A 20,950-nucleotide genomic window follows, 5' to 3' on the forward strand; every position below is an offset into this window, starting at 1 on the left:
CTTAGTCCTCGGCTGGGGTCTGGCTGGTCGTGACGCCGGAGGTCGCGACTTCCTCGCGACCCACGACCGGCGCCATGCCGCGTCCGGGCAGCGCGTTCAACGCTTCGTAGCACGCGCCCATGGTGTGATAGTCGGTCTTGCCGGCTGGGCTCTTTTCGTCGCTGTACTTGCGGTTGTCGCAGGTCAGGATGCGATACCACGCACCATAGCGATGATCGACGAAATGCGCCCAGCTGTAGCGCCAGATCTCGTCGTACCAGTCCCAGAAGCGCTCGTTGCCGGTGCGCTTGCCGAGCAGCGCCGCCGTGGCGAAGGTTTCGGCCTGCACCCAGAAGTACTTGTCGTGATCGCATACGGTGCCGTCGGGGCCGAAGCCGTAGTAGAGGCCGCCGTGATCGTTGTCCCACGCGTGCGCCATGGCGGCGTCGAAGAGTTCGATCGCGCGCGGCAGCAGCCAGGGCAGCGGCCGGTGCCGTTCGAGCAGCAAGAGGAGCTTCGCCCACTCGGTTTGATGGCCCGGCTGGAAGCCCCACGGGCGGAAGATGTTCGAGCTGTCTTCCTCGTTGTAATGCCAGTCGACGGACCAGTCCGCGTGAAAGTGCTCCCACACGAGGCCCTGCGAGAGCTTCGCCTGGCGCAGCGTGATGTTCGACGCGACGCGCTCCGCACGGTCGAGATAGACGAGATGGCCCGTCGCCTCGTAGGCCGCTAGCAGCGCCTCGGTCGTGTGCATGTTGGCGTTCTGGCCGCGATATCCGGTGACGATCCAGTCCGCGCTCGCCTCGTCGGCGTAGAGGCCCGCCGCGCCGTCCCAGAAACGGTGCTCCATGAGCTCGAAGGTCGCGCCGATCATCGGCCGCGCTTCTTCGATGCCGGCCATCGCCGCATGCGCGTAAGCGAGCAGCACGAACGCGAGGCCATAGCAGTGGCGCGTGGCGTCGAGCACGCGCTTCTTGCCGTCGCGCCAGTCGATCTCCCAGTCGTAGCCCTGCAATTGCGGGTCCCAGTGGCCGTCGCGCAGAAACTGCAGGCCGTGGCGCGCGTATTCCAGATGCTGCGGATCGCCGAACTCGCGATACGCCATCGCATAGTTGAAGACGAAGCGGCAGCTGCTCACGAGGTGCCGCGAGTGGGCGTTGTAGATCGAGCCGTCGTCGCGGAAGTAGTGGAAGAAGCCGCCCGAGGCGTCGAGCACATTCGGCGCGTAGAAGCGCAGCGTGTCCTGCACGTGGCCGAGCAGGAAGCCGCGGTCGCGAAAGCTCGCGACGCCCGGCACGGAACCGGCTTGTGCGAAGGCGGGAGAGGCGGGGGAGGCGGTGTCGGCGGTCATCGTCATGGCTTTCTCTTCTGGCTTGGACGTGGCTTCAGCGAGGTTTCAACGCGTTTTCAGTCTGTTGTCAGCGCAACTCCAACGCAATTTCAAACGCAACTCCAACGCAAATTCGCGGGGCGCTTCAGGCGCTCTGCGGCGTGCCTGCAGTGGGGCGGATCGCGTACGCGGCGACGAAATCCGGTGACGCCGCACCCAATGTGCTTGCACGTGCGACGAGCTGCACGGGCAAACGGATCTCGCTGGCGGCGGGCGTCTCTTCGAGCAGCAGTTCGACGCCGCGCCGCCCGAGCGCTTCCTTGTCGACGGCGATCGTCGAGAGCGGCGGCGAGGCGTGCGTCGCGCCCGCGATATCGTCGAAACCGATGATGGCGATGTCCTCGGGCACGCGCAGGCCATTGGCAAAGCACACGCGCATGGCCGCGAGCGCGGCGGCGTCGTTGTAGGCAAAGAGCGCGTCGGGCAGCGGGCGCGACGCCGCGCGCGCGGTGTCGATCAGGCGCTGCATGGCTAGCGACGCGCCCGTGTCGGGATCGAGCCCGCCGTCTATCGTCGTTTCGAGCGACGGGTCGAACAGGAGCCCCGCCTCGAAGAACGCGCGGCGATAGCCGAGCGCACGCTGCGCGATGCTGTAGTGCGCGAGCGAGCCGCCGATGAACGCGATGCGCCGCCGCCCCAGCTCGAACAGATGCTGCATGGCGAGCGCCGCGCCCGCCGCGTTGTCGATGTTCACCGAGCGCAGGCCCGGCGCCCACAGGTCGATCAGCACGAGCGGCCGTTGCAGCGCGACGAGCGCAGCGAGCATTTCCGGCTCGACGAAGCCCGCCACGGCGATGGCGTCGGGCGCGTGAAGGCGCAACTGCTGGACGGTGTCGTCGGCGGGACCGGCGGTGAGGAGCGCGGGCACGATGCCGTGCTCGCGGCAGGCGTCTTCCACGCCGTGCAGCACGTGCGAGAAGAACGGGCTCGCGGCGAAATTGTTGTGCTGGCGGTGCAGCAGGAACGTGAGCCGGCGGATGCGCGGGCGCAGCTGCGCGCAGTCGTAGCCGAGCGTGCGCGCGACTTCGACGATGCGCTCGCGCGTGGCTTCGGAAAGGCCCGGCTGGTTTTTCAGCGCGCGCGACACCGTGCCGATCGACACGTTGGCCGCCTGCGCGACGTCACGAATGGTTGTCCCCATGATTCCTGGCTTGCGATGGCGCGAAGCGTTTTCCCGGAGTGGCCGGGTGTGCGGCGATTGTATAGTAAAAATCCGCGAACGAAACCGAAGTCAGCGCTGTATTCCCCCGGTAAATACCCGTAAACGTGGAGATAAACGCAATTTTCTTTGTTTAGTAAATGTTACTAAACACGTGCGGGCACGGTGGTTGCGAAAACGAGAACACTGACATTCGACTTACGGAGGCATCATGCTCGGCACCCTGCTTCTGGTCATTCTCATCCTGGTGCTCGTTGGCGCGTTCCCCGCCTGGCCGTACAGCCGCTCGTGGGGCTACGCGCCGTCGGGAACGATCGGCATCGTCCTGATCATCGTCCTCGTCCTGGTGTTGATGGGCACGATCTAGCGACGACACGCTTTCGTCGCAGCAGCATCCCGAAAGCAACGCGAACGCGAAAGCGCGACGGGCCGGCCGCGCGGCACGGGCCGTGCGGCTGGCCCATGTTTTTGCCGGGCTGCCGGGGGAGGGCGGGAGGTCAGTCGCTACGACGCGCGGGCGGCTTCGCCGGCGAGGCCGGGCGTGGGGAGCAGATCGGCGCTCGTGCTGCCGTCGATCACGACGAGCCCCGTCGCCTCCTGTTTCGCGCGGCGCTTGGCAAGGGCCGCGAGCGAGGCGATCGCGTCGCTGCTGTGCCGCGCGCCTTCGCCCGCCGCGATGTGCACACAACCTATCGCCATCGTCACGAAGCTGAAGAAGGTCGCGTTGCCGTGGCGATCCTCGCCGTGGATGCCGCCCCCGAGCCGGTCCTCCGGCGCATAGAAGCGCTGCGCGCCTTGGTTGAACGTTTCGATGGCCCGGCACGCGCGCGCGTGCCAGTTCTCGCTCTGGAACAGGATCAGGAAGTCGTCGCCGCCCACGTGGCCGAGGAAGTCGCGCGTGGGGTCGCACGTGTCGGCGAGCACCGTCGCCGCGAACTTCAGCACTTCGTCGCCTTGCCAGTAGCCGTACTGATCGTTGAAGGGCTTGAACTGGTTCAGGTCGACGTAGCACGCATGAAAGCCCGCATCGTTCGAGAGCAGACGCTCGATGTGCGAGCTGATGGGGATGTTGCCCGGCAGGAACGTGAGCGGATTCGCGTAGCGCGCAGCCTGGATGCGCACTTCCGTCACGGCGCGCACGAGGCTTTCGCCCGTGCCGAGCCCGGCGTAACGGCCGTTGTCGGTGATGACGAAGCCGTCGGCGAGGTAGCGCTGGTCGTCGCTCGCGAGGAGCGTCGCCATCTGCTCGACGGTCATCGACTGCTCGATGAGCACCGGCTGGGCGTTGGCGAAGTGCAGGCAGGGCTTCTTGCCGAACAGTTCGCGGTGATACGGCAGCGCATAGCGGTCCATGAACGCACGGCGGTTGATGAGCGCGATGGGCGCTTCGTTTTCCACCACGGCCACGGCGTGCAGGTCGGGCAGGCCGTTGAACAGTTCGAGGACGTCGTTGTTGGTCGCGTGGCGCGGCAGCGCGGGGGCGCGCACCAGCATCTTGCCTGCGGGCGCGCCGCCGCCCGCGGGTTGCGCGGCGCCCGCGCTGCGCGTGGCTTCGGGGAACACGGCGATGTGGTCCGCGCGGATCGCCTCGCGCGCCTCGGGCGCTAGCACGCGCAGCGGCTCCACATTCGGGCGGCCGAAGAAAAAGCCCTGGCCGCAGTCGATGCCCATGTCCCGCAGCACGATGAGGTCTGCGGCGTTCTCGATGCCTTCGGCCACGAGGCGCGTGCCGCTCGCCTGCGCGAAATGCTGCATGGCGCGCACGGCCTCGAACTTGAGGGCGTCGTTGGCGATGTCGTGAACGAAGAAGCGGTCGATCTTCACGACATCGGGCTGCAGCTGGACCCAAAGACCGAGGCTCGCGTTGGCCGTGCCGTAGTCGTCGAGCGCGAACTGGGCCCCCGAGGCGCGCAAGGCCTCGACGACGGGGGCGAAGTTGCGCAGGTCATGGATGGCGCTTTGCTCGGTGAGCTCGATCACCACGCGCGTGGGGTCGATCGGGCCGTCGAAGAGCGCGCCCGCGGCGTCGTCTGCGGCGGTGAGCTGGCGCAGCGCGTCGGCGCTGAAATTGAGGAACAGCTTGCCGGGGCAGTCGAGCCCGGCGAACGTCTCGATGCAGATGCTGGCGGCCGCGCGTTCGAGTGCGGCGGTGCATTGCTCTTCGCCGGCGCGTGCGAAGAGGGCGGCGGGCGTTTCGAGCGGCGAGCCGGCTGGCCCACGGATGAGCCCTTCATAGCCGAGGATCGCGCCACCCCCGAAGTCGACGATGGGTTGGAAAACGGCGCGCAACTGGCGCTGGGCGATCAGTGCCCCGACGCCGGGTGTGGCTTGCAGGAATGGCGCGGGAGCGGACATGAACAGGCCGGAACGGGCGAAGACGTTGAAATTAACGGCATATGATCGGATGAATTAAATGAATTTTTGGTGACAGCGCCACGGATGCGTGGCCTGGTGGCGCGGGAGAGACGCGCAAAGCGCGGGAGAAGAGCGGCGCGGGTGCGCGCAGTGGGGGCCCGCTCGGGCGCCCTGGGAACTCTGCCGCGACGTTCGCGGCAGAACGCAGCGGAGCAGGGGCGCAGCGGCATTGCGCACAGCGCCACAGCGGCATAGCGCAGCGCACTGCGGCAGGCAGCGGCACAACGGCACAACGGCACAACGGCACAACGGCACAACGGCACAACGGCACAACGGCACAACGGCGCCCAGCGGCCTTTGGCGGCCCGCCCGGCGCATCGACGAACGAAGCTCAGCGGCGGACAGCCGTCGCGGTGCGCTCGCTGGCCCCGGCGCGCGACTCGTCGCCCGCGCTGGCGGCGCGTTCGGCGCGCATGTCGCGAGCGCCCCAGCGCTGCGCGAGCGCCGCGCACACCATGAGCTGGATCTGATGGAACAGCATGAGCGGCAGCACGACCGCGCCCACGGCATTCGACGCGAAGATCACCTTCGCCATCGGCACGCCGGCCGCGAGACTCTTCTTCGAGCCGCAGAAAATGATGGTGATCTGGTCGGCGCGCGAGAAGCCGAGCTTCTTGCTTGTGAACATCGTGATGCCGAGCGCGAGCGCGAGCAGCACGGCATTCACCACGAGCAGGCCGCCGAGCGCGGTGAGCGGAATGTGATGCCAGAGCCCTTCGTTGACGGCCTCGGCAAACGCGCCGAACACCACCAGCAGGATCGAGCCCTGATCGACGAACCTGAGTACGCCCTTGTTGCGCTCGATCCAGCGGCCGATCACCGGGCGCAGCAGTTGGCCGGCCACGAACGGCACGAGCAGTTGCAGGACGATGTTCCATACGGTGTGCCACGCCGAGCCGCCGCTCGCGCTCTGGTTCGTGACGATGAGGCTCACGAGCGCGGGCGTGACGAAGATGCCGATCAGGCTGGACGCGGAAGCGCTGCAAACGGCGGCGGGCACATTGCCGCGCGCGATCGACGTGAACGCGATGGACGACTGCACCGTGGAAGGCAGCGTGCAGAGGAACAGCACGCCGGCGTAGAGCGCCGGTGTGACGAGCGGCGAAAGCACCGGCTTGAGCGCGAGGCCCAGCAGCGGAAAGACCACGAACGTGCTGAGGAGAACGACGAGGTGCAGCCGCCAGTGCGTCGCGCCGGCGATGATCGCCTCCCGTGAAAGCTTGGCGCCGTGCAGGAAGAACAACAGTCCGACGGCCACGTTGGTGAGCCAGTTGAAACCGGTGGCGGCCTGGCCGTGCACCGGGAACAGGCTCGCAAGAATCACCGTGCCGACGAGGCAGAGGGTGAAGTTATCGGGCAGGAATTTCGGACGTGCCATCGGACAATCTCAAGTGCGCGCCTGGGCGCCTCGCTGCGCGCGGAATCGATGTGCTCGCAACGGTTAATCAGGGCATCTATTTCAGGGCATCTATTGTCGGCGCAAGCCGATTGAAAAAGCAAATTCATTTGAGGCATTGATTAATGACTGTTCGGCATGTATCGACCCTTTGAAGGGTTCTTGAAGCGCCATTTCTGAAGCCTGACTCGTCGACGCGCGAGGCGTGTTCCCGCGACGAAAAAGTCTTCAGGAGTCCCCCCATTCTTCATATGTTCCGACGTGGGAACGGCTTGGCTCGCCCCTTGATCGCACGCGCCCGGAAAGCCTTGTCCGGCGGCCTTCGGAGGCCGCCGGGGAGGCAAGAAATCCCTTCAGTAACATGGTGTTACAACCCTTCGGGCGGCATAACATCTTTTGGCTCGACACCCATAGGGCACGCCCATAAATTACCGTCAATGGGAAGTTCGAACCGTTGCGACGGCAATCGTTACGCGCGGTGCGGTGGGCTTCCCGGGACTGGCCCGCCATGGCCCGAACGGCGGGTTGCCATGAGGAAATCGTCGGGCAGGTGAAACGTCACAATGCGCGCAGGGTTGTCGAAACTGGGACAGTGGGTCTTGGGGGCCGGGTTGGCGGCCCTCTTTGCGCTCGCCCATGCGCAGCCCGGTTTTGCGGGGCATGGCGGCGGCGGCTTTGCACGCGCGCAGAGCCTGCCATCGATGTCCGTGCGCACCATGTCTCCGGCACCCGCATATCGCGGCGGTACGGCGTGGGGCGGCGGTTACCGTAGCGCGGTGTACGGCGGCCAGCCGGCACCCGGCTTCGGCCATGCTGCCGCGGGCTATGGGCCTTCCCCCATGCGCGTAGCGGAGCAGGGCGGCCGGCACGATCGCGCTGGCGGCCGTGCGCCGAACCAGTGGCAAGGGCAGGTCCAGCAACAGGCGCCGCATCGCACGTATAGCTACGGCACGCCGTTCGGGGGCGACTACGGCGGCTATCGCGGCGATCCCCGTCGCAATCCCATTACGCCGGTCAGTGCGGAGACGCGCCCGGTGCCGCATCCGCCGGCCGATTCACCGGTGCGCGCAGGTTCGATTCGCGAAGATGTCGCCCGCTACAACGAGGAGCGCGGCGGCACGTTCCGTCCTTTCCAACGCAACGGCGGCGAGGTTCCTCGCCCGCCCATGCCCTCGCCGTACCGGAACTGAGCGCGCCGTCTCGCGGCTGCTTTCCGTTTTTTCCTCCCCGACGTTGCCCCTCCGTTTCGAGTGCTCCAGGCACTGACCTGTCGAAACACGTCCAAAAAATTCCGTTCAGCGCGCAGTGAAAACTGACGCGTGGATACCACACCTTTTTGCAAATCCCTCGTCACCGGGAAGCCTTTCGTCTCAAATCTCGTTTTCGTTTTTGCGGTGCGTCATTTTGGGCTCCGCTAGACGCGCGAACGCCCCGCTGCGTACGGGGTTCTCGGGAAACGCTGAGGAGTGGTGCGGCGCAGTGCAAGCCATCCCCCGAAGCGGCAAAAGCGGGACGAAGCCTGGCTCGCCAACGGGAAACTAATCCGCCCCGTATACCGGCGATAACAGCGCTTATTTTTGACCGGAAAAATGGTCCGCAAAGATGGGATCCGCCAAGACGGCCATTCCTGTGAACCCCGAAAAAAACACAGCCCCGCGCGAACGCCTCAGCCGCCGATTTTTTTGACAAAGACTGGAGAACCCATGAATACAACGGTCAGCCACGCGCTGCGAACCACCCTGAAGGCGAGCGCGCTCGCCGCCGTACTCGCTGCCGCCGCGTCGTCGGCGTTCGCGCAATCGAGCGTCCAGCTTTACGGGCAGGTCGACGAGTGGGTCGGGGCGACGAAATTTCCGGGCGGCCAGACGGCCTGGAACGTGAGTGGCGGCGGCATGTCCACGTCGTATTGGGGGATGAAGGGTTCCGAGGATCTGGGCGGCGGCTACAAGGCGATCTTCACGCTCGAAAGCTTCTTCCGCGCGCAAAACGGCCAGTACGGCCGCTTCGCCGGCGACACGTTCTTCGCGCGCAACGCGTATGTCGGCCTCGAATCGCCGTACGGCACCGTCACGGCGGGGCGCCTCACGACGCAACTGTTCGTCTCGACGATTCTCTTCAACCCGTTCATCGATTCGTACACCTTCTCGCCGATGGTGTACCACGTGTACCTCGGCCTCTCGACGTTCCCGACCTACACGACCGATCAGGGCGTGGTGGGCGACTCGGGCTGGAACAACGCCGTGCAGTATTCGACGCCCGACTTCAACGGCCTCTCGGGCTCGGCGATGTACGCGTTCGGCAACCAGGCGGGCCAGAACGGCTCGAAGAAGTGGAGCGTGCAAGGTCTGTACTTCCACGGCCCGTTCGCGGCCACGGCCGTCTATCAGTACGTGAACTTCAACAACACGCCGGGCGACATCGGCAGCATCGTGAGCGGCGACACGACGATCATCGGCCTGAAGAGCCAGGGCGTGGCGCAGGTCGGCCTCTCGTACGACCTCAAGTACGTGAAGTTCTTCGGCCAGTACATGTACACGGCGAACTGGCAGCATGTGGGCAGCTGGCACGTCAACACCGCGCAGGGCGGTGTCACCGCGCCAGTCGGTCCGGGCACGGTCATGGCTTCGTACGCGTACTCGCGCAATGGCGGCGGCCTGAACCAGACGCGCCAGACGGCGGCCATCGGCTACGACTATGCGCTCTCCAAGCGCACCGACGTCTACGCCGCTTACATGTACGACCACTTCGACAACATGTCGAGCGGCCAGACCTACGGCGTGGGCATGCGCGCGAAGTTCTGATCCGCGCCGCCCGAAAAGTCGACGGTCGATGCAAAAACCCCGCGCTGCTCGCAGTGCGGGGTTTTTGCTTTCGGGGCCGCTCAGTACGATTCGATGCCCGGCGCGCGTCTGTGCGTTTGAACACCAGCATTTGATAAAGCGCGCACAATAGCGGCCATTGATTCCTGTCTGTTTACGTTCGAAGTGAAGGCCGCGCGATGGATACCCTCGTCAGCATGAAAGTGTTCCGCCAGGTGGTGGAGGCGGGCAGCTTCGTCGCGGCGGCCGAGCGCTTGAGCATGTCCGCCGCGATGGCGAGCAAGCATGTGATGCATCTGGAGCAGCAGCTTGGCGCGCGTCTGTTGAACCGCACCACGCGGCGCGTGGCGCCCACCGAGGCGGGGCGCGAGTATTACGAGCGCGTGGCCCAGGCGCTCACCGAACTCGACGAGGCGGGCCAGGCCGTGGGCGCCGCGAGCGTCGTGCCCCAGGGACGGCTGCGCGTGTCGTCGCTCACGGCGTTCGGGTTGCGTCATGTGATGAGCGCGGTCGCCGACTACGCCGCGGCATTCGCCCAGGTGACCGTCGACATCACGCTCTCCGACCGCGTGGTGGAGTTGATCGACGAAGGCTTCGACGTGGCGATCCGCGCCGCGCCTTCGGGGCTCAAATCGTCTTCGCTGATCGCGCGGCCGCTCGCCACCGCGCATATCGTGCTGTGCGCCTCCCCCGAGTACCTGCGCCGCCACGGCGCGCCGAAGGACGTGGCCGATCTCGCGCGCCACAACTTCGTGCATTACGCGGGCGCTTCGGCGCAGGAACTATCGCCGTTCTCGGAAGGCGCCGGGGCCGCGGGCGTGAAGCCCAAGCCGGGCGGCAACCTCATCGTCAACCACCTGGAAGCGCTGCGCGTGGTGGTGCTGCAAGGCGGCGGCCTGTCGATGCTCGGCACCGAGGTGGTGGGCGACGACATCGCCGAAGGCCGGCTCGTGCCGCTGCTCGTCGATGCCTTGCCGCCGCGCGAACTGCCCATCTACGCCGTGTACGCGAGCCGCCGCCATCTTTCGGCGAAGGTGCGCTCGTTCGTCGATTTCCTCGCCGCCCGTTTTTCGGAGCACGAGCTATGGCCGGGCGTGGAGGCGATCCGCGCGGCGGCACTCAGGGCCGACGCCCGATGAATCGACAACAGTCAAGGTTGAAAGCCGCCTGGTCGACGCTCAGCAGCCGATGCCCAGCCGCGCCTTCGTCTCGTCGTACTCGAGCCTGAGGCGCCCGACGAGTTCGGCCACCGAGGGTACGTCGTCCATCAGGCCCACGGCCTGGCCCGCGCCCCATACATCCTTCCAGGCCTTTGCTTTCGAGGTGCCCGCGCCGAAATCCATCTTCGATTTATCCGACTCGGGCAGCGCGTCGGGATCGAGCCCGGCGTTCACGATGCTCTCGCGGAGGTAGTTGCCGTGCACGCCCGTGAAGAGGTTCGTGTAGATGATGTCGGCCGCCTTCGCTTCGAGGATCGCGTGCTTGTAGGCCTCCGCGGCATGCGCCTCCTTCGTCGCGATGAAGCGCGTGCCCATGTACGCGAGGTCCGCGCCCATGGCCTGGGCGGCGAGGATCGAGCCGCCGTTGGCGATCGCGCCCGACAGCACGAGCGGCCCGTCGAAGAGGCGCCGCACTTCGCCCACGAGCGCGAACGGCGAGGTCGTGCCCGCGTGGCCGCCCGCGCCGGCGGCCACGAGGATCAGCCCGTCCACGCCCGCTTCGAGCGCCTTCGCCGCATGGCGCAGATTGATGACGTCGTGCAGCACGACGCCGCCGTAGCCGTGCACGGCGTCGAGCAGTTCCCGCGGAGGTGCCCGCAGGCTCGTGATGAAGATCGGCACCTGATGCTCGACGCACACGCGCACGTCGTGCTCGAGCCGCGCATTCGACTGATGCACGATCTGGTTCACGGCGATCGGCCCGATGACGGCCTCGGGGTTCGCGGCCTTGTGCGCGGCGAGTTCGGCCTGGATCTGCGTGAGCCATTCGCCCAGCAAATCGGCCGGGCGGGCGTTGAGCGCCGGGAACGATCCGACGATGCCCGCCTTGCACTGCGCGAGCACCAGCTCCGGGTAGCTCACGATGAACATCGGCGAGCCCACGACGGGCAGCGAGAGGTTTTGCAGGACGGTGGGCAATGCCATGTCGGAGGCCTCCTTGCGGCGCTCGGGTGAACGGCGGGGCGGATATACGCGACTGCGGCGCGGCTGACGAAGCGCGATCTGGCTGAGACGGTTCAGCCGTGCCGGCGCTTGCGACGGGGTGCGATTGTTGTAAACGGTCGTTCGATTATAGGCGTGGCGTCGTTCGGGCATCCCACGGGCTGGATTCGAGGGAGTATTCGGTTTCTACTGCTGTGGGACCCAACGCGCATTTTGGATCCGCGCTCGCCTCATACAATCACCGGGGACCAACATATACAAGAGACGACCCCATGCCCTTCGACGGATTCGAGCCTTTCACCGTGCGTACCGCGACCGGCGTTGACATCTGCGGCGTGAAGGGCGGCGACGGGCCGCCGCTGTTGCTGCTGCACGGTCATCCGCAGACGCACATGATCTGGCACCGCTGCGCCTCGGCGCTCGCGCAGCACTTCACGGTCTTCGCGACGGACCTGCGCGGCTATGGCGCGTCGTCGAAACCGCCCAGCGACGGCACGCACGCCGCCTATTCGAAGCGCGCGATGGCGGCCGATCAGGTCGAGGTCATGCGCCATTTCGGCCACGAGCGCTTCCTCGTGTGCGCGCACGACCGCGGCGCGCGCGTCGCTCACCGCATGGCGATCGACTTTCCTGCTGCCGTCGAGCGGCTCATGCTGCTCGACATTGCGCCCACACTCGCCATGTACGAGCAAACCGACCGCGAGTTCGCCACGCTCTATTTCCACTGGTTCTTCCTGATCCAGCCCGAGCCGCTGCCGGAAACGCTCATCGGGGCGAACCCCGACGTCTATATCGAGCGGGTGATGGGCAGCCGTCACGCGGGTCTCGCGCCGTTCGCGCCGCCGGCGCTCGACGCCTACCGCGCGGCGCTGCGGCAGCCGGGAGCCGTGCACGCGATGTGCGAGGACTACCGCGCCGCGGCGACCATCGACCTCGAGCACGACCGTGCCGATCTGGAGCGCGGCAACAAGGTCGCGTGCCCGCTGCGCGTGCTGTGGGGCGCAGAGGGCGTGATCGAGCGCTGCTTCGACCCGCTTGCCGAGTGGCGCAAGGTGGCGCGCGACGTGAGCGGGCGCGCGCTGCCGTGCGGCCACTACATTCCCGAGGAAGCGAGCGAGGCGCTCGTCGCGGAGATGCTGGCGTTCTTCGAAACCACGGAGCCATGAGTGGCTGCGCAGGCCCGCGCATGCGCTGGCGGGCCGCGCGCTGATTTCAGCCGAGCGGCGGCAGGCGGCGCGGCACCGGCGTCGACTTGACGATGGCCGTGCTGGTTTCGGCGCGCTCGGTGACTTTCGCGAGGATCTCGTCGAGCTGTTCGATCGAATGCAGATAGAGCCGGGCGATGAAGCAATCGTCGCCGGTGACCTTGTCGCACTCGACGAACTCGGGAATGCGCCGCAGCACTTCCTCCACCAGATGCAACTGTCCGGGCAGCGGCTTTACGCGCACGATCGCCTGCAGCGTATAGCCCAGCGCGCGCGGATCGATCTGCACCGTATAGCCGCCGATCACCCCCTGCGCTTCGAGCCGGCGCAGCCTCTCGGAGGTGCTCGGCGCCGAAAGCCCGATGTGCTTTGCGAGGTCCGCCACGCTCGCGCGGGCGTCCTCGGCGAGCGCCGCGAGCAGCATGCGGTCGATGTCGTCGAGCGGGGCCGCGGTGGGCGGCGCTGGGGTGCGTCGGTTCATGATTGTGCGGGTGCCTCGCCAGGTTGGCCTTTCAATCGAAGGCAAATGTTGTCTCCGGCCTAAGTTTAGCCCTGTATTCCTCGCATGGCAGCCGATAAACTGGCTTGCAGATGAGATGGGCCGCACGCGCGTTAGCGGCCACAACGAGGATGCAATCGCATGGCTTCCACCACCCCTGAAATTCGCCGCGGCGCCGCCGAAATGATCGTTGCGATGCTGATGTCCGGCACCATCGGCTGGCTCGTGGTCGCCTCGCGGCAGGCCCCGATCAACATCGCGTTTTTGCGCTGCGTGCTGGGCGGCGCGACGCTCGCGCTCGTGTGCGCGGCGCTCGGCCTCCTGCGCCGCAAGCACCTGCCGCCGCGCGTGCTGGCGCTCGCCGTGCTGGGCGGCGCGGCGATCGTCGCGAACTGGGTGCTGCTGTTCGCCGCCTATTCGCGCGCTTCGATCTCCATGGCCACGGCTGTCTACAACACCCAGCCGTTCATGCTCGTCGGCCTCGGCGCGCTCGTCCTGCGCGAGCGCGTGAGCGCGTCGACCGTCGCCTGGCTCGCGCTCGCCTTCGTCGGGCTCGTCTGCGTGGTCGAGGTGCAGCCCGCCGTGCTGGCGGTGCCCGGCGAGTATCTGCAAGGCGTGGCGTGCGCCGCGGGCGCGGCGTTTCTCTACGCGATCTCGTCGATCATCACGCGCCACCTCAAGGGCACGCCGCCGCACCTCATCGCGCTCGTGCAGCTCGCCTTCGGCGCGCTCGCGCTCGCGCCGTTCATCCGCTACGGCACGCTGCCCGCCACGCCGCTGCACTGGGCGCAACTCGTCACGCTAGGCGTCGTGCATACGGGCATCATGTACGTGCTCCTCTACGGCGCCATCCAGAAGCTGCCCACGGCGATGACGGGCGCGCTCTCGTTCATCTATCCCGTGGTCGCGATCCTCGTGGACTGGTTCGCGTTCGGCCAGCGCCTCGCGTGGATCCAGGTGGTGGGGGCCGCGCTCATTCTGATCGCGGCGGCGGGCGTGAACCTCGGCTGGCGGATCGTGCCGCAGCGGCGCGGCGCGCGTTCGGCCTGAGGCGTGTCGTCGAGCGCCGCTCGCGCGCAGCGGGCGTGTGCTGGGCGCGGGCGCATGCCTCTGGCGGCTACGGCCGCATAATGTCGCGGTTCGAACCTGCGACCTTTACCCCGCATGACACACCCTCACGCCAGCCACGACGAAGCGGAGCTCGCGCGCGCCAAACGCCGCGCGCTGCGGTTGCTGCTCGGCGCGGCGCTCGTTTTCGTCGGCACGGCGCTTTCCCCGCCCGGCATCGTGATCGACGGCGTGAAGGCCGTGAGCGAAGCCGCCATGGTCGGCGCGCTGGCCGACTGGTTCGCCGTGGTCGCGCTGTTCCGCCGCGTGCCGATTCCCTTCGTTTCGGCACGCACGGGGGTGATCCCGCGCAACAAGGACCGCATTGCCGACGAACTCGCCGGTTTCGTGCGCGACAAGTTTCTCGATGTGGGCTCGCTCGTCGCCCTGATACGCCGCCACGATCCGGTGCAACGGCTTTCCACGTGGCTCATCGCGCCTCGGAACGCAGAGCGTCTCGGCGGCTACGCGGTGCGCATGATGTCGGGCGTGCTCGGCCTCACCGACGACACGCGCATCCAGAACTTCATCCGCGACGGCCTCTACGCGGCGCTCGACCGGGTCGATCTCTCGAAGTCCGCCGGCGCGCTGCTCGACACGCTCACCAAAGACGGCCGCCACCAGGAACTGCTCGACCGGTTGCTCGACCAGGTCGGCGCGCTGCTGCGCGAGGAGGGCACGCGCGCGTTCGTGGCGGGGCGCATCGTGGATGGCCTGAAGGGCGAGTTTCCGATCAGCGAGAAGTTCCTGCCTTCCGAGTGGATCGGCGAGAGCGGCGCGCGCGTGATGGAGAGCTCGGTGAACCGGCTGCTGCTGCAGGTGGCCGAGGATCGCGAGCATCATCTGCGCCGGAAGTTCGACGAGGTCGTGGAAAAGCTGATCGTGCAGCTGAAGAGCGATCCGGCCTTCCTGCGCAAGGGCGAGGAGCTGAAGGCGAGCCTGCGCGAAGGCAGCGCGCTCAACGACTACACGCGCGCACTGTGGGACAGCCTGCGCACGTGGCTGCGCGACGATCTCGCGCGCGAGGACTCCGAGCTGCACGCGAAGGTGGCCGCAATGGGCCGCTGGCTAGGCGGGACGCTGGCCGCCGACGCCGACCTGCGCGCCTCGATCAACGCCCACCTCGAAGATGCCGCGCGCGCAATGGCGCCCGACTTCGCGCGCTACCTCACGCATCACATTCGCGACACGGTCAAGAATTGGGACACGCGCGAGACGGCGCGGCTCATCGAGCTGAAAATCGGCAAGGACCTGCAGGAGATTCGCGTGAACGGCACGGTGATCGGCGGGGCGATCGGGCTCGGACTTTACTTGTGCTCGCATCTCTTCGAGCTGCTACGGTTGAAGCTCGGCTATTGAAATTGATTCGGATTCCAGATTAACCGGGCGCCTTTGCCTGCGTTCGTTGGTCATTTTTAGGGAAATCACCGATGCTTCGCCGATGATGGCGCGAGTATCATGCCTTCGACAGTTTGATCACGTCAGAGCTAATTCCAACGCTCGTCCGGAAACGGACGAGCGTTTTTTTATGGCTTTCCGGCGCGCGCGGCTAGACTGCCGCCGCCGGCGCTTCGAGGTGCTCGCCATTCACGACGAGCGCGCCGCTCTTCGCCAGTTCACCCGTCAATTCACGCAGCAACCCGGGCCAGGCGGCGCGCGGGGCTAGCCGCTGCGCGGCGGCGCGCATGGACGCCGCGCTTTCGAGCATCGCCACGAGCGAATCGAAGCGCATCGCGCGCACTTCCAGCAGCTTGAAGACGATCAGCACCTTCAGCGCGTTCTTCGCGTTGCGCGCCGGCTCGGCGCGCAACCAGGCGAGGCGCGAGAACGCGCGCTCCAGCGCCGCCTCGACATTCGTGAACGGCTTGCCGTGCCCGGGGATCACCGTGCGCACGTCGAGCTTCGCAATGGCTTCGAGCACCGCTTGCTGCTCGGCGAAGCCGCTTTCGCCGTCGAGTTCGGGAAAAATCACACCGAAGCCATGCTCCCACAGCGCGTCCGCGCTGATGAGCACGCGCGGCGCGCTCGCGTAGAGCATCACCGAGTCGGGGTCGTGCCCAGGCGCGCCGATCACCTCCCACTCGAAGCCGCCGAGCGCGAGGCGGTCGCCCGCCGCGAGCGTGCCCGTGAACGCGAATCGCTCGCAGGTCTGCCCGGTCGCGAGAAAGCTGAGGCGCGCTTCGTCCCAGTCGCGCACAGTGGCTGCGCTCGCGGCAGGGATCAGCGTGACGCAGGGCCAGTGCGCCTGCAGCCGGGCGTTGCCGCCGCAATGGTCGGAATGCAGGTGCGTGTTGACGACGACATCGAGCGCCCGCGGGCCCAGCGCATGACGCACGAGCGCAAGGGTCTGCCCGGCGTGCGTGGCGTAGCCGGTATCGACGAGCGCGGTGCGCGCCTCGTCGACGAGCAGCACGTTGTTCGACGAAAGCCAGCCGCGCTCGAATACGCGCATCGATGCCGGAAGTGCGGGCGCCGCGCTCATGCCTTCGCGTGCTCGGGCCGGGGCATGACGAGAATCGTCGCGCGGCCGACCATGAGTGTCTCGCCTTTCTGGTTCACGGCCTCGCCAGCGAGCTTCACGAGGTCGCCGTGCAGGCTCGGCTTCCACCAGGCTTCCTCGACGCGCCATTCGAACGTGAGCGTATCGGTCGCATGCGCGGCGCGTTTGAGCTTCATGTCGAACTCGAGCCCGAGCGGCTGCGCGTACTGCGAAAAGTGCGTGGCGAGCAGCGCCATGAAATGCGCGGTGGGCTGCGTGCCCGAGGCGATCAGGCCGCCGAAGCGGCTTTGCGCTGCGTAGGCTTCGTCGTGGTGCAACGGGTTCAGGTCGTTCACGAGCAGTCCGAACGATTTGACCGACTCGGGCGTGAGTTCGAGCGTCGAGCGAAACGTCTCGCCAATCGTCACGACACGGGCGGGCGCATTCATTGTTCCTCTCCCCCGGTCCGTGCTTGCGATGCTTCGTGCGACTCGAAGCGTTTTTCGAGCCATTCGGCGTGGCGCATCTCGATTGCGTCCCAGACGGCGCGTTTCGCTGCTTCGTCGAACGTGGACCAGGAGGCGATTTCGTCGAGTGTGCGCAGGCAGCCTTCGCACAGACCGCTCGCCTCGTGCATGCGGCAGATGTTGATGCATGGCGAAGGCGTCGGCGTCCTGGTGTCCTGATTCGCGGCCATGTCCTTGCGTACGTTCTCGCCGTTCATTGCGCCGTTATTCACTGCGCAGCGCGACGTCCACCACCGGCGCGCCCGTCAACACGGCAAGCTCTTGCGGAGAGAGATTGAACACCGCATGCGGATGGCCCGCCGCCGCCCACAGGCTTTCCAGTTCGAACAGGTCGGCGTCGATGAGCGTGACGGGTGTCGTGGCGTGCCCGATCGGACAGACGCCGCCAATCGCGTAGCCCGTCTTTTCGCGCACGAACTTCGCGTCGGCTCGGCCGACTTCGCCTACGTGCGCGGCCACTTTCTTTTCGTCCACGCGATTCGCGCCGCTCGCGATCACGAGCACCGGCGCGTCGTCTTCGCGGCGGCGGAACAGGATCGACTTGGCGATCTGCGCGACTTCACAGCCAAGACCCGCGGCCGCTTCCGCCGAAGTCTTGCCCGTTTCGGGCAGCATCACGACCGGCTTGGCATGGCCGCGCTCGCGCAGCATCAGGGCGACCCGGCGCGCGGATTCGGGCAGGGCATCGAGGTTTTCGGAGGTTTGCATCATGCGTTCATTTCCTTCGTACTGCGATTCAACTAGTCGATGCATCAGGCGCAGGCGGCTGCGCCGCGCGCCTTCGCGAGCAGCGCCTTGCCCGCGCGCGAAACGTTCGGGCGGCCGATGGCGTTCGAGATGAAGTCGCCCGCCGCGACGACCTGGTTCAGGTCGATGCCCGTATCGATGCCAAGGCCGTTCATGAGGTACAGCACGTCTTCGGTCGCGACGTTGCCCGTGGCGCCCTTCGCATACGGACAGCCGCCGAGGCCCGCCACGGACGCGTGGAAAATGGCGATGCCTTCTTCGAGCGCGGCGTAAATGTTGGCGAGCGCCTGGCCGTAGGTGTCGTGGAAATGGCCCGAGAGGCGCTCACGCGGGAACACCCGCGTCACCGCTTCGAACACTTCGTGCACGCGCTTCGCGGTGCCCACGCCGATGGTGTCGGCGATATCGATCTCGTCGCACCCGAGCGCGGCGAAGCGCTCCACCACGTCGACGACCGAAGCCACCGGCACCTCGCCCTGGTACGGGCAGCCGAGCGAGCACGACACGCTGCCGCGAATGCGGATGCCGTGTTCTTTCGCGGCCTGTGCGACCGGCACGAAGCGCTCGATGCTTTCCGCGATCGAGCAGTTGATGTTCTTCTGCGAAAACGCTTCGCTCGCCGCGCCGAAGATCACGATCTCGTCCGCGCGCGCGGCGAGCGCACCTTCGAAGCCGCGCAGGTTGGGCGTGAGGACCGAATAGATCGTGCCTTCGCGGCGCTCGATGCCGGCCATGACCTCGGCGCCATCGGCCATCTGCGGGACCCATTTGGGCGAGACGAACGAGGCGGCCTCGATGTTCGGAAAGCCAGCGGCCGTTAGCCGGTTGACGAGTTCGATCTTCGTTGCGGTGGGAACGAATTCCTTCTCGTTCTGCAGGCCGTCGCGCGGGCCGACTTCGACGATCTTGACTGCGGTGGGGAGTGTCATCTTTTGTCTCCAGCTTGTATTCGGAATGCTTCGCCAGGCTCAATAGCCGCGCCCGACATGGACGATGCCGCTCACCGTCTCGCCGCGTGCGAGTGCGCCGATCTTGTCGGCGACCTGCGAGATCGCTTCGTCGCGCAAGGTGAGCGCCGAGCTGTGCGGCGTGATCGTGATGCGCGGCTCGCGCCAGAACGGATGATCGGGCGGCAGCGGCTCTTCGCGGAACACGTCGAGCGTCGCCGCCGCGAGCGTGCCGTCGGCCAGGGCATCGAGCAGATCCTGTTCGGCGAGATGCGTGCCGCGCGCCACGTTCACGACGTACGCGCCGCGCGGCAGCCTGCTGAACGTGCGCGCGTTGAGCACGCCTTCCGTGTCGGGCGTGGCGGGCAGCAGGTTCACGAGCACCTTCACGCCATCGAGGAAGGCGTCGAATTGCGGCCCGTGCAGCTCGCCCGAGAACGTCTCGATGCCCTCGATCGTCTTCGCGCTACGCGAAAAGCCGCGCACCGGCACGCCGAGCGAGGCCACCGCGTGCGCGACCTGCGCGCCCAGCACGCCAAGGCCGAGCACGCCAACGGTGAACGTTTCGTGCGGATGCGGCGCAAGCACGTGCCATTCGCGGTGCGCCTGCGCAAGCGCATAGTCGTCGAAGCGGCGCAGGTAGCGCAGCACGGCGTGCTGCACGTATTCGCTCATCTGCCGGCCCATGCCCGAATCTTCCAGCCGCACGAGCATGGCGGTGCCGGGCAGCGTGCCGGGCCGCTCGCGCTCGTGCGCGAGGATCGCGTCGACGCCCGCGCCCAGATTGAAGATGGCGCGCAGTCCCGGCACGCCGAAGAGTTCGCGAGGCGGGTGCCAGACCACCGCGTAGTCGGCGGGGGCGGTGTCGCCGGGCTGCCACTCGCGCAGCTCGGCGTCGGGCAGGGCGTGCGCGAGGCCGTGCAGCCACGCGGAAGCGTCGGTTTGCGGGAACCAGAAAATGATTTTCATGATGGGTCGACCTGTCCCTGGTAACGGCCGTGCGACTCGGGCGTGCGCGTGTGGTCCAGTTCCGCGGCGGGAAGCGCGGAACGAAACGGCAGCAGCGGACGCTGATCGAGGCGCGTGGCGTGCGACATGGGATTCCTGGAGCGGGTGCGGCACGATGCGGCCGCGTGCACGGGCACCATTCTACTTTTTCAGGGCCGCAGCCGCCGGGCGAATCGCGGGCCGGTGGCCCGCGACGCGCCCGGCGCCGGTCCGCGCGGAGGGTGCCGAAAAGCTAAGCAAAAAAAATTGGTTCGGCGTGCAAGGCTCGCAGGCCACAATCGATTCACGCCGTGATCCAGCGAGGAAAAAATCATGCTTTCGTGCGCGCAAATGCGTTGGCCGCCCCGCCTCGTCACCGTGCCCGGCCTGCACGGCAGCGACGGCGCCCACTGGCAGACCTGGCTCGAACGCCAGTTCGCGCGCTCGCTGCGCGTGGAGCAGGACGACTGGGACGCCCCCGACCTCGCGGTCTGGAGCGCGGCGCTCGCGCGGCGGCTGGCCGGCGAGCGTGGCCCGTTCCTGCTGGCCGCCCACAGCTTCGGCTGCCTCGTGGCGGCGCATGCGCTGTCGACTGGCATGCTCGGCCAAAGCGGCGGGAGCGCTAACGGGGCTCGAGACGGTAAAGGGACTGCGGGCGCCGATATCGCGGGCGTGCTGTTCGTCGCGCCCGCGAGCCCCGAGAAGTTCCGCTTTGCCGGCGCGTTCGAGGCGCGGCGGCTTTGCGTGCCGTCCATCCTCATCGGCAGCGAAACCGATCCGTGGATGCCGCTCGAAGGCGCCCGCGCGCTCGCGCAGCAATTGGGCAGCACCTTCGTCAATCTCGGCGACGCAGGGCACATCAACACGGCGGCAGGCTTCGGTCCGTGGCCGCGCGCGAAATACTTCGTCGATACCCTGGTGCACGGCGCAGCGCCGCAGCGGTTGCGCGACGAGGCATTCGACGAAGTCGGCCAGGCGGTTGCCGGGGACGGTGCTGCAGCCACGCGCGACGGCCTCGTCGCCAGTCCCACGCTCACCGTATCGCGATGGTCCTGCGCACCGGCTCCAACGGCGTTCGCACCGACATTCGTCGATACAGGGCAGGGCGCGAAACTTGCGGGACGCTAGCGCT

Annotated in this window: 21 protein-coding genes; 8 read left to right on the forward strand and 13 right to left on the reverse strand. The window is 67.0% G+C overall.

Features of this window, described 5'->3' with window-relative positions; translation table 11 throughout:
- Window position 1: 1 nt before the first annotated feature.
- Entirely contained in the window at window positions 2-1,330 is a 1,329-nt protein-coding gene (locus tag BMI01S_RS22730; RefSeq protein ID WP_238328105.1) for an AGE family epimerase/isomerase, read from the reverse strand.
- 124 nt (window positions 1,331-1,454) lie between these two features.
- Window positions 1,455-2,510 (reverse strand): LacI family DNA-binding transcriptional regulator, encoded by a 1,056-nt coding sequence (locus BMI01S_RS22735; protein WP_042290667.1) that lies wholly within the window; start codon window positions 2,508-2,510, stop codon window positions 1,455-1,457.
- A gap of 229 nt (window positions 2,511-2,739) precedes the next feature.
- Between BMI01S_RS22735 and BMI01S_RS38685 the strand changes: the two genes are divergently transcribed.
- The gene (locus tag BMI01S_RS38685; protein ID WP_036020952.1) at window positions 2,740-2,895 is read left to right on the forward strand and encodes a DUF3309 family protein; all 156 of its coding nucleotides are present in this window, start codon (window positions 2,740-2,742) and stop codon (window positions 2,893-2,895) included.
- A gap of 137 nt (window positions 2,896-3,032) precedes the next feature.
- Here the strand turns inward: BMI01S_RS38685 and BMI01S_RS22745 are convergent, their stop codons facing one another.
- Entirely contained in the window at window positions 3,033-4,883 is a 1,851-nt protein-coding gene (locus BMI01S_RS22745) for an EAL domain-containing protein (protein WP_028229962.1), read from the reverse strand.
- Window positions 4,884-5,274: 391 nt separating this feature from the next.
- Complete coding sequence (locus BMI01S_RS22750; protein WP_028229963.1) at window positions 5,275-6,321, reverse strand: bile acid:sodium symporter family protein; 1,047 nt, start codon at window positions 6,319-6,321, stop codon at window positions 5,275-5,277.
- A 629-nt stretch (window positions 6,322-6,950) separates the two neighbouring features.
- Here BMI01S_RS22750 and BMI01S_RS38185 point away from each other — a divergent pair.
- The 3 genes from BMI01S_RS38185 to BMI01S_RS22765 all read left to right on the forward strand — a co-directional run bounded on the left by BMI01S_RS38185 (window position 6,951) and on the right by BMI01S_RS22765 (window position 10,297).
- Complete coding sequence (locus tag BMI01S_RS38185) at window positions 6,951-7,529, forward strand: hypothetical protein (protein ID WP_051381295.1); 579 nt, start codon at window positions 6,951-6,953, stop codon at window positions 7,527-7,529.
- A 513-nt stretch (window positions 7,530-8,042) separates the two neighbouring features.
- Complete coding sequence (locus tag BMI01S_RS22760; RefSeq protein ID WP_028229964.1) at window positions 8,043-9,140, forward strand: porin; 1,098 nt, start codon at window positions 8,043-8,045, stop codon at window positions 9,138-9,140.
- Between the two features lie 197 nt (window positions 9,141-9,337).
- The gene (locus tag BMI01S_RS22765; RefSeq protein ID WP_028229965.1) at window positions 9,338-10,297 is read left to right on the forward strand and encodes a LysR family transcriptional regulator; all 960 of its coding nucleotides are present in this window, start codon (window positions 9,338-9,340) and stop codon (window positions 10,295-10,297) included.
- 39 nt (window positions 10,298-10,336) lie between these two features.
- Here BMI01S_RS22765 and BMI01S_RS22770 read toward each other — a convergent pair whose 3' ends face one another.
- Entirely contained in the window at window positions 10,337-11,302 is a 966-nt protein-coding gene (locus tag BMI01S_RS22770) for an NAD(P)H-dependent flavin oxidoreductase (protein WP_028229966.1), read from the reverse strand.
- A 290-nt stretch (window positions 11,303-11,592) separates the two neighbouring features.
- Here BMI01S_RS22770 and BMI01S_RS22775 point away from each other — a divergent pair, with 290 nt between their 5' ends.
- Complete coding sequence (locus tag BMI01S_RS22775) at window positions 11,593-12,486, forward strand: alpha/beta fold hydrolase (RefSeq protein ID WP_028229967.1); 894 nt, start codon at window positions 11,593-11,595, stop codon at window positions 12,484-12,486.
- A 46-nt stretch (window positions 12,487-12,532) separates the two neighbouring features.
- On the opposite strand, the gene BMI01S_RS22780 is transcribed toward BMI01S_RS22775, so the two are convergent.
- Window positions 12,533-13,006, reverse strand: coding sequence for an Lrp/AsnC family transcriptional regulator (locus BMI01S_RS22780; protein ID WP_028209234.1), 474 nt, complete (start codon window positions 13,004-13,006; stop codon window positions 12,533-12,535).
- 159 nt (window positions 13,007-13,165) lie between these two features.
- On the opposite strand from BMI01S_RS22780, the gene BMI01S_RS22785 reads away from it, so the two are divergent.
- On the forward strand, window positions 13,166-14,074 hold the full coding sequence (locus BMI01S_RS22785; RefSeq protein WP_028229968.1) for a DMT family transporter: 909 nt from the start codon (window positions 13,166-13,168) through the stop codon (window positions 14,072-14,074).
- Between the two features lie 114 nt (window positions 14,075-14,188).
- The gene (locus tag BMI01S_RS22790) at window positions 14,189-15,490 is read left to right on the forward strand and encodes a DUF445 domain-containing protein (RefSeq protein WP_028209236.1); all 1,302 of its coding nucleotides are present in this window, start codon (window positions 14,189-14,191) and stop codon (window positions 15,488-15,490) included.
- A 190-nt stretch (window positions 15,491-15,680) separates the two neighbouring features.
- On the opposite strand, the gene BMI01S_RS22795 is transcribed toward BMI01S_RS22790, so the two are convergent.
- Genes BMI01S_RS22795 through BMI01S_RS43135 form a run of 7 tightly spaced genes read right to left on the reverse strand, consistent with a single transcriptional unit; the run spans window position 15,681 to window position 19,928 of the window.
- Window positions 15,681-16,613: an MBL fold metallo-hydrolase gene (locus BMI01S_RS22795; RefSeq protein WP_028229969.1), complete on the reverse strand. Its 933-nt coding sequence runs from the start codon at window positions 16,611-16,613 to the stop codon at window positions 15,681-15,683.
- A complete protein-coding gene (locus BMI01S_RS22800; RefSeq protein WP_028209238.1) occupies window positions 16,610-17,059 on the reverse strand; it encodes a MaoC family dehydratase in 450 nt (149 codons plus the stop codon). The genes BMI01S_RS22795 and BMI01S_RS22800 overlap by 4 nt, the downstream gene beginning before the upstream one ends.
- Window positions 17,056-17,334: a DUF1289 domain-containing protein gene (locus BMI01S_RS22805; RefSeq protein ID WP_306303733.1), complete on the reverse strand. Its 279-nt coding sequence runs from the start codon at window positions 17,332-17,334 to the stop codon at window positions 17,056-17,058. Before BMI01S_RS22805 ends, BMI01S_RS22800 begins: the two co-directional genes overlap by 4 nt.
- Window positions 17,335-17,341: 7 nt before the next feature.
- The gene (locus BMI01S_RS22810; protein WP_028209240.1) at window positions 17,342-17,845 is read right to left on the reverse strand and encodes a YbaK/EbsC family protein; all 504 of its coding nucleotides are present in this window, start codon (window positions 17,843-17,845) and stop codon (window positions 17,342-17,344) included.
- A gap of 44 nt (window positions 17,846-17,889) precedes the next feature.
- Window positions 17,890-18,813 (reverse strand): hydroxymethylglutaryl-CoA lyase, encoded by a 924-nt coding sequence (locus BMI01S_RS22815; protein ID WP_028229971.1) that lies wholly within the window; start codon window positions 18,811-18,813, stop codon window positions 17,890-17,892.
- Between the two features lie 39 nt (window positions 18,814-18,852).
- Window positions 18,853-19,800 carry a 2-hydroxyacid dehydrogenase gene (locus tag BMI01S_RS22820; protein WP_028209242.1) on the reverse strand — a complete coding sequence of 316 codons (948 nt, stop codon included), beginning with the start codon at window positions 19,798-19,800 and terminating at the stop codon, window positions 18,853-18,855.
- Window positions 19,797-19,928 carry a hypothetical protein gene (locus tag BMI01S_RS43135; RefSeq protein WP_255217819.1) on the reverse strand — a complete coding sequence of 44 codons (132 nt, stop codon included), beginning with the start codon at window positions 19,926-19,928 and terminating at the stop codon, window positions 19,797-19,799. Before BMI01S_RS43135 ends, BMI01S_RS22820 begins: the two co-directional genes overlap by 4 nt.
- 223 nt (window positions 19,929-20,151) lie before the next feature.
- Here BMI01S_RS43135 and BMI01S_RS22825 point away from each other — a divergent pair, with 223 nt between their 5' ends.
- Entirely contained in the window at window positions 20,152-20,946 is a 795-nt protein-coding gene (locus tag BMI01S_RS22825) for an RBBP9/YdeN family alpha/beta hydrolase (protein WP_081723305.1), read from the forward strand.
- Window positions 20,947-20,950 lie beyond the last annotated feature (4 nt).

The sequence above is a fragment of the Paraburkholderia mimosarum LMG 23256 = NBRC 106338 genome (genome assembly GCF_000739815.1).
Classification (GTDB): Bacteria; Pseudomonadota; Gammaproteobacteria; order Burkholderiales; family Burkholderiaceae; genus Paraburkholderia; species Paraburkholderia mimosarum.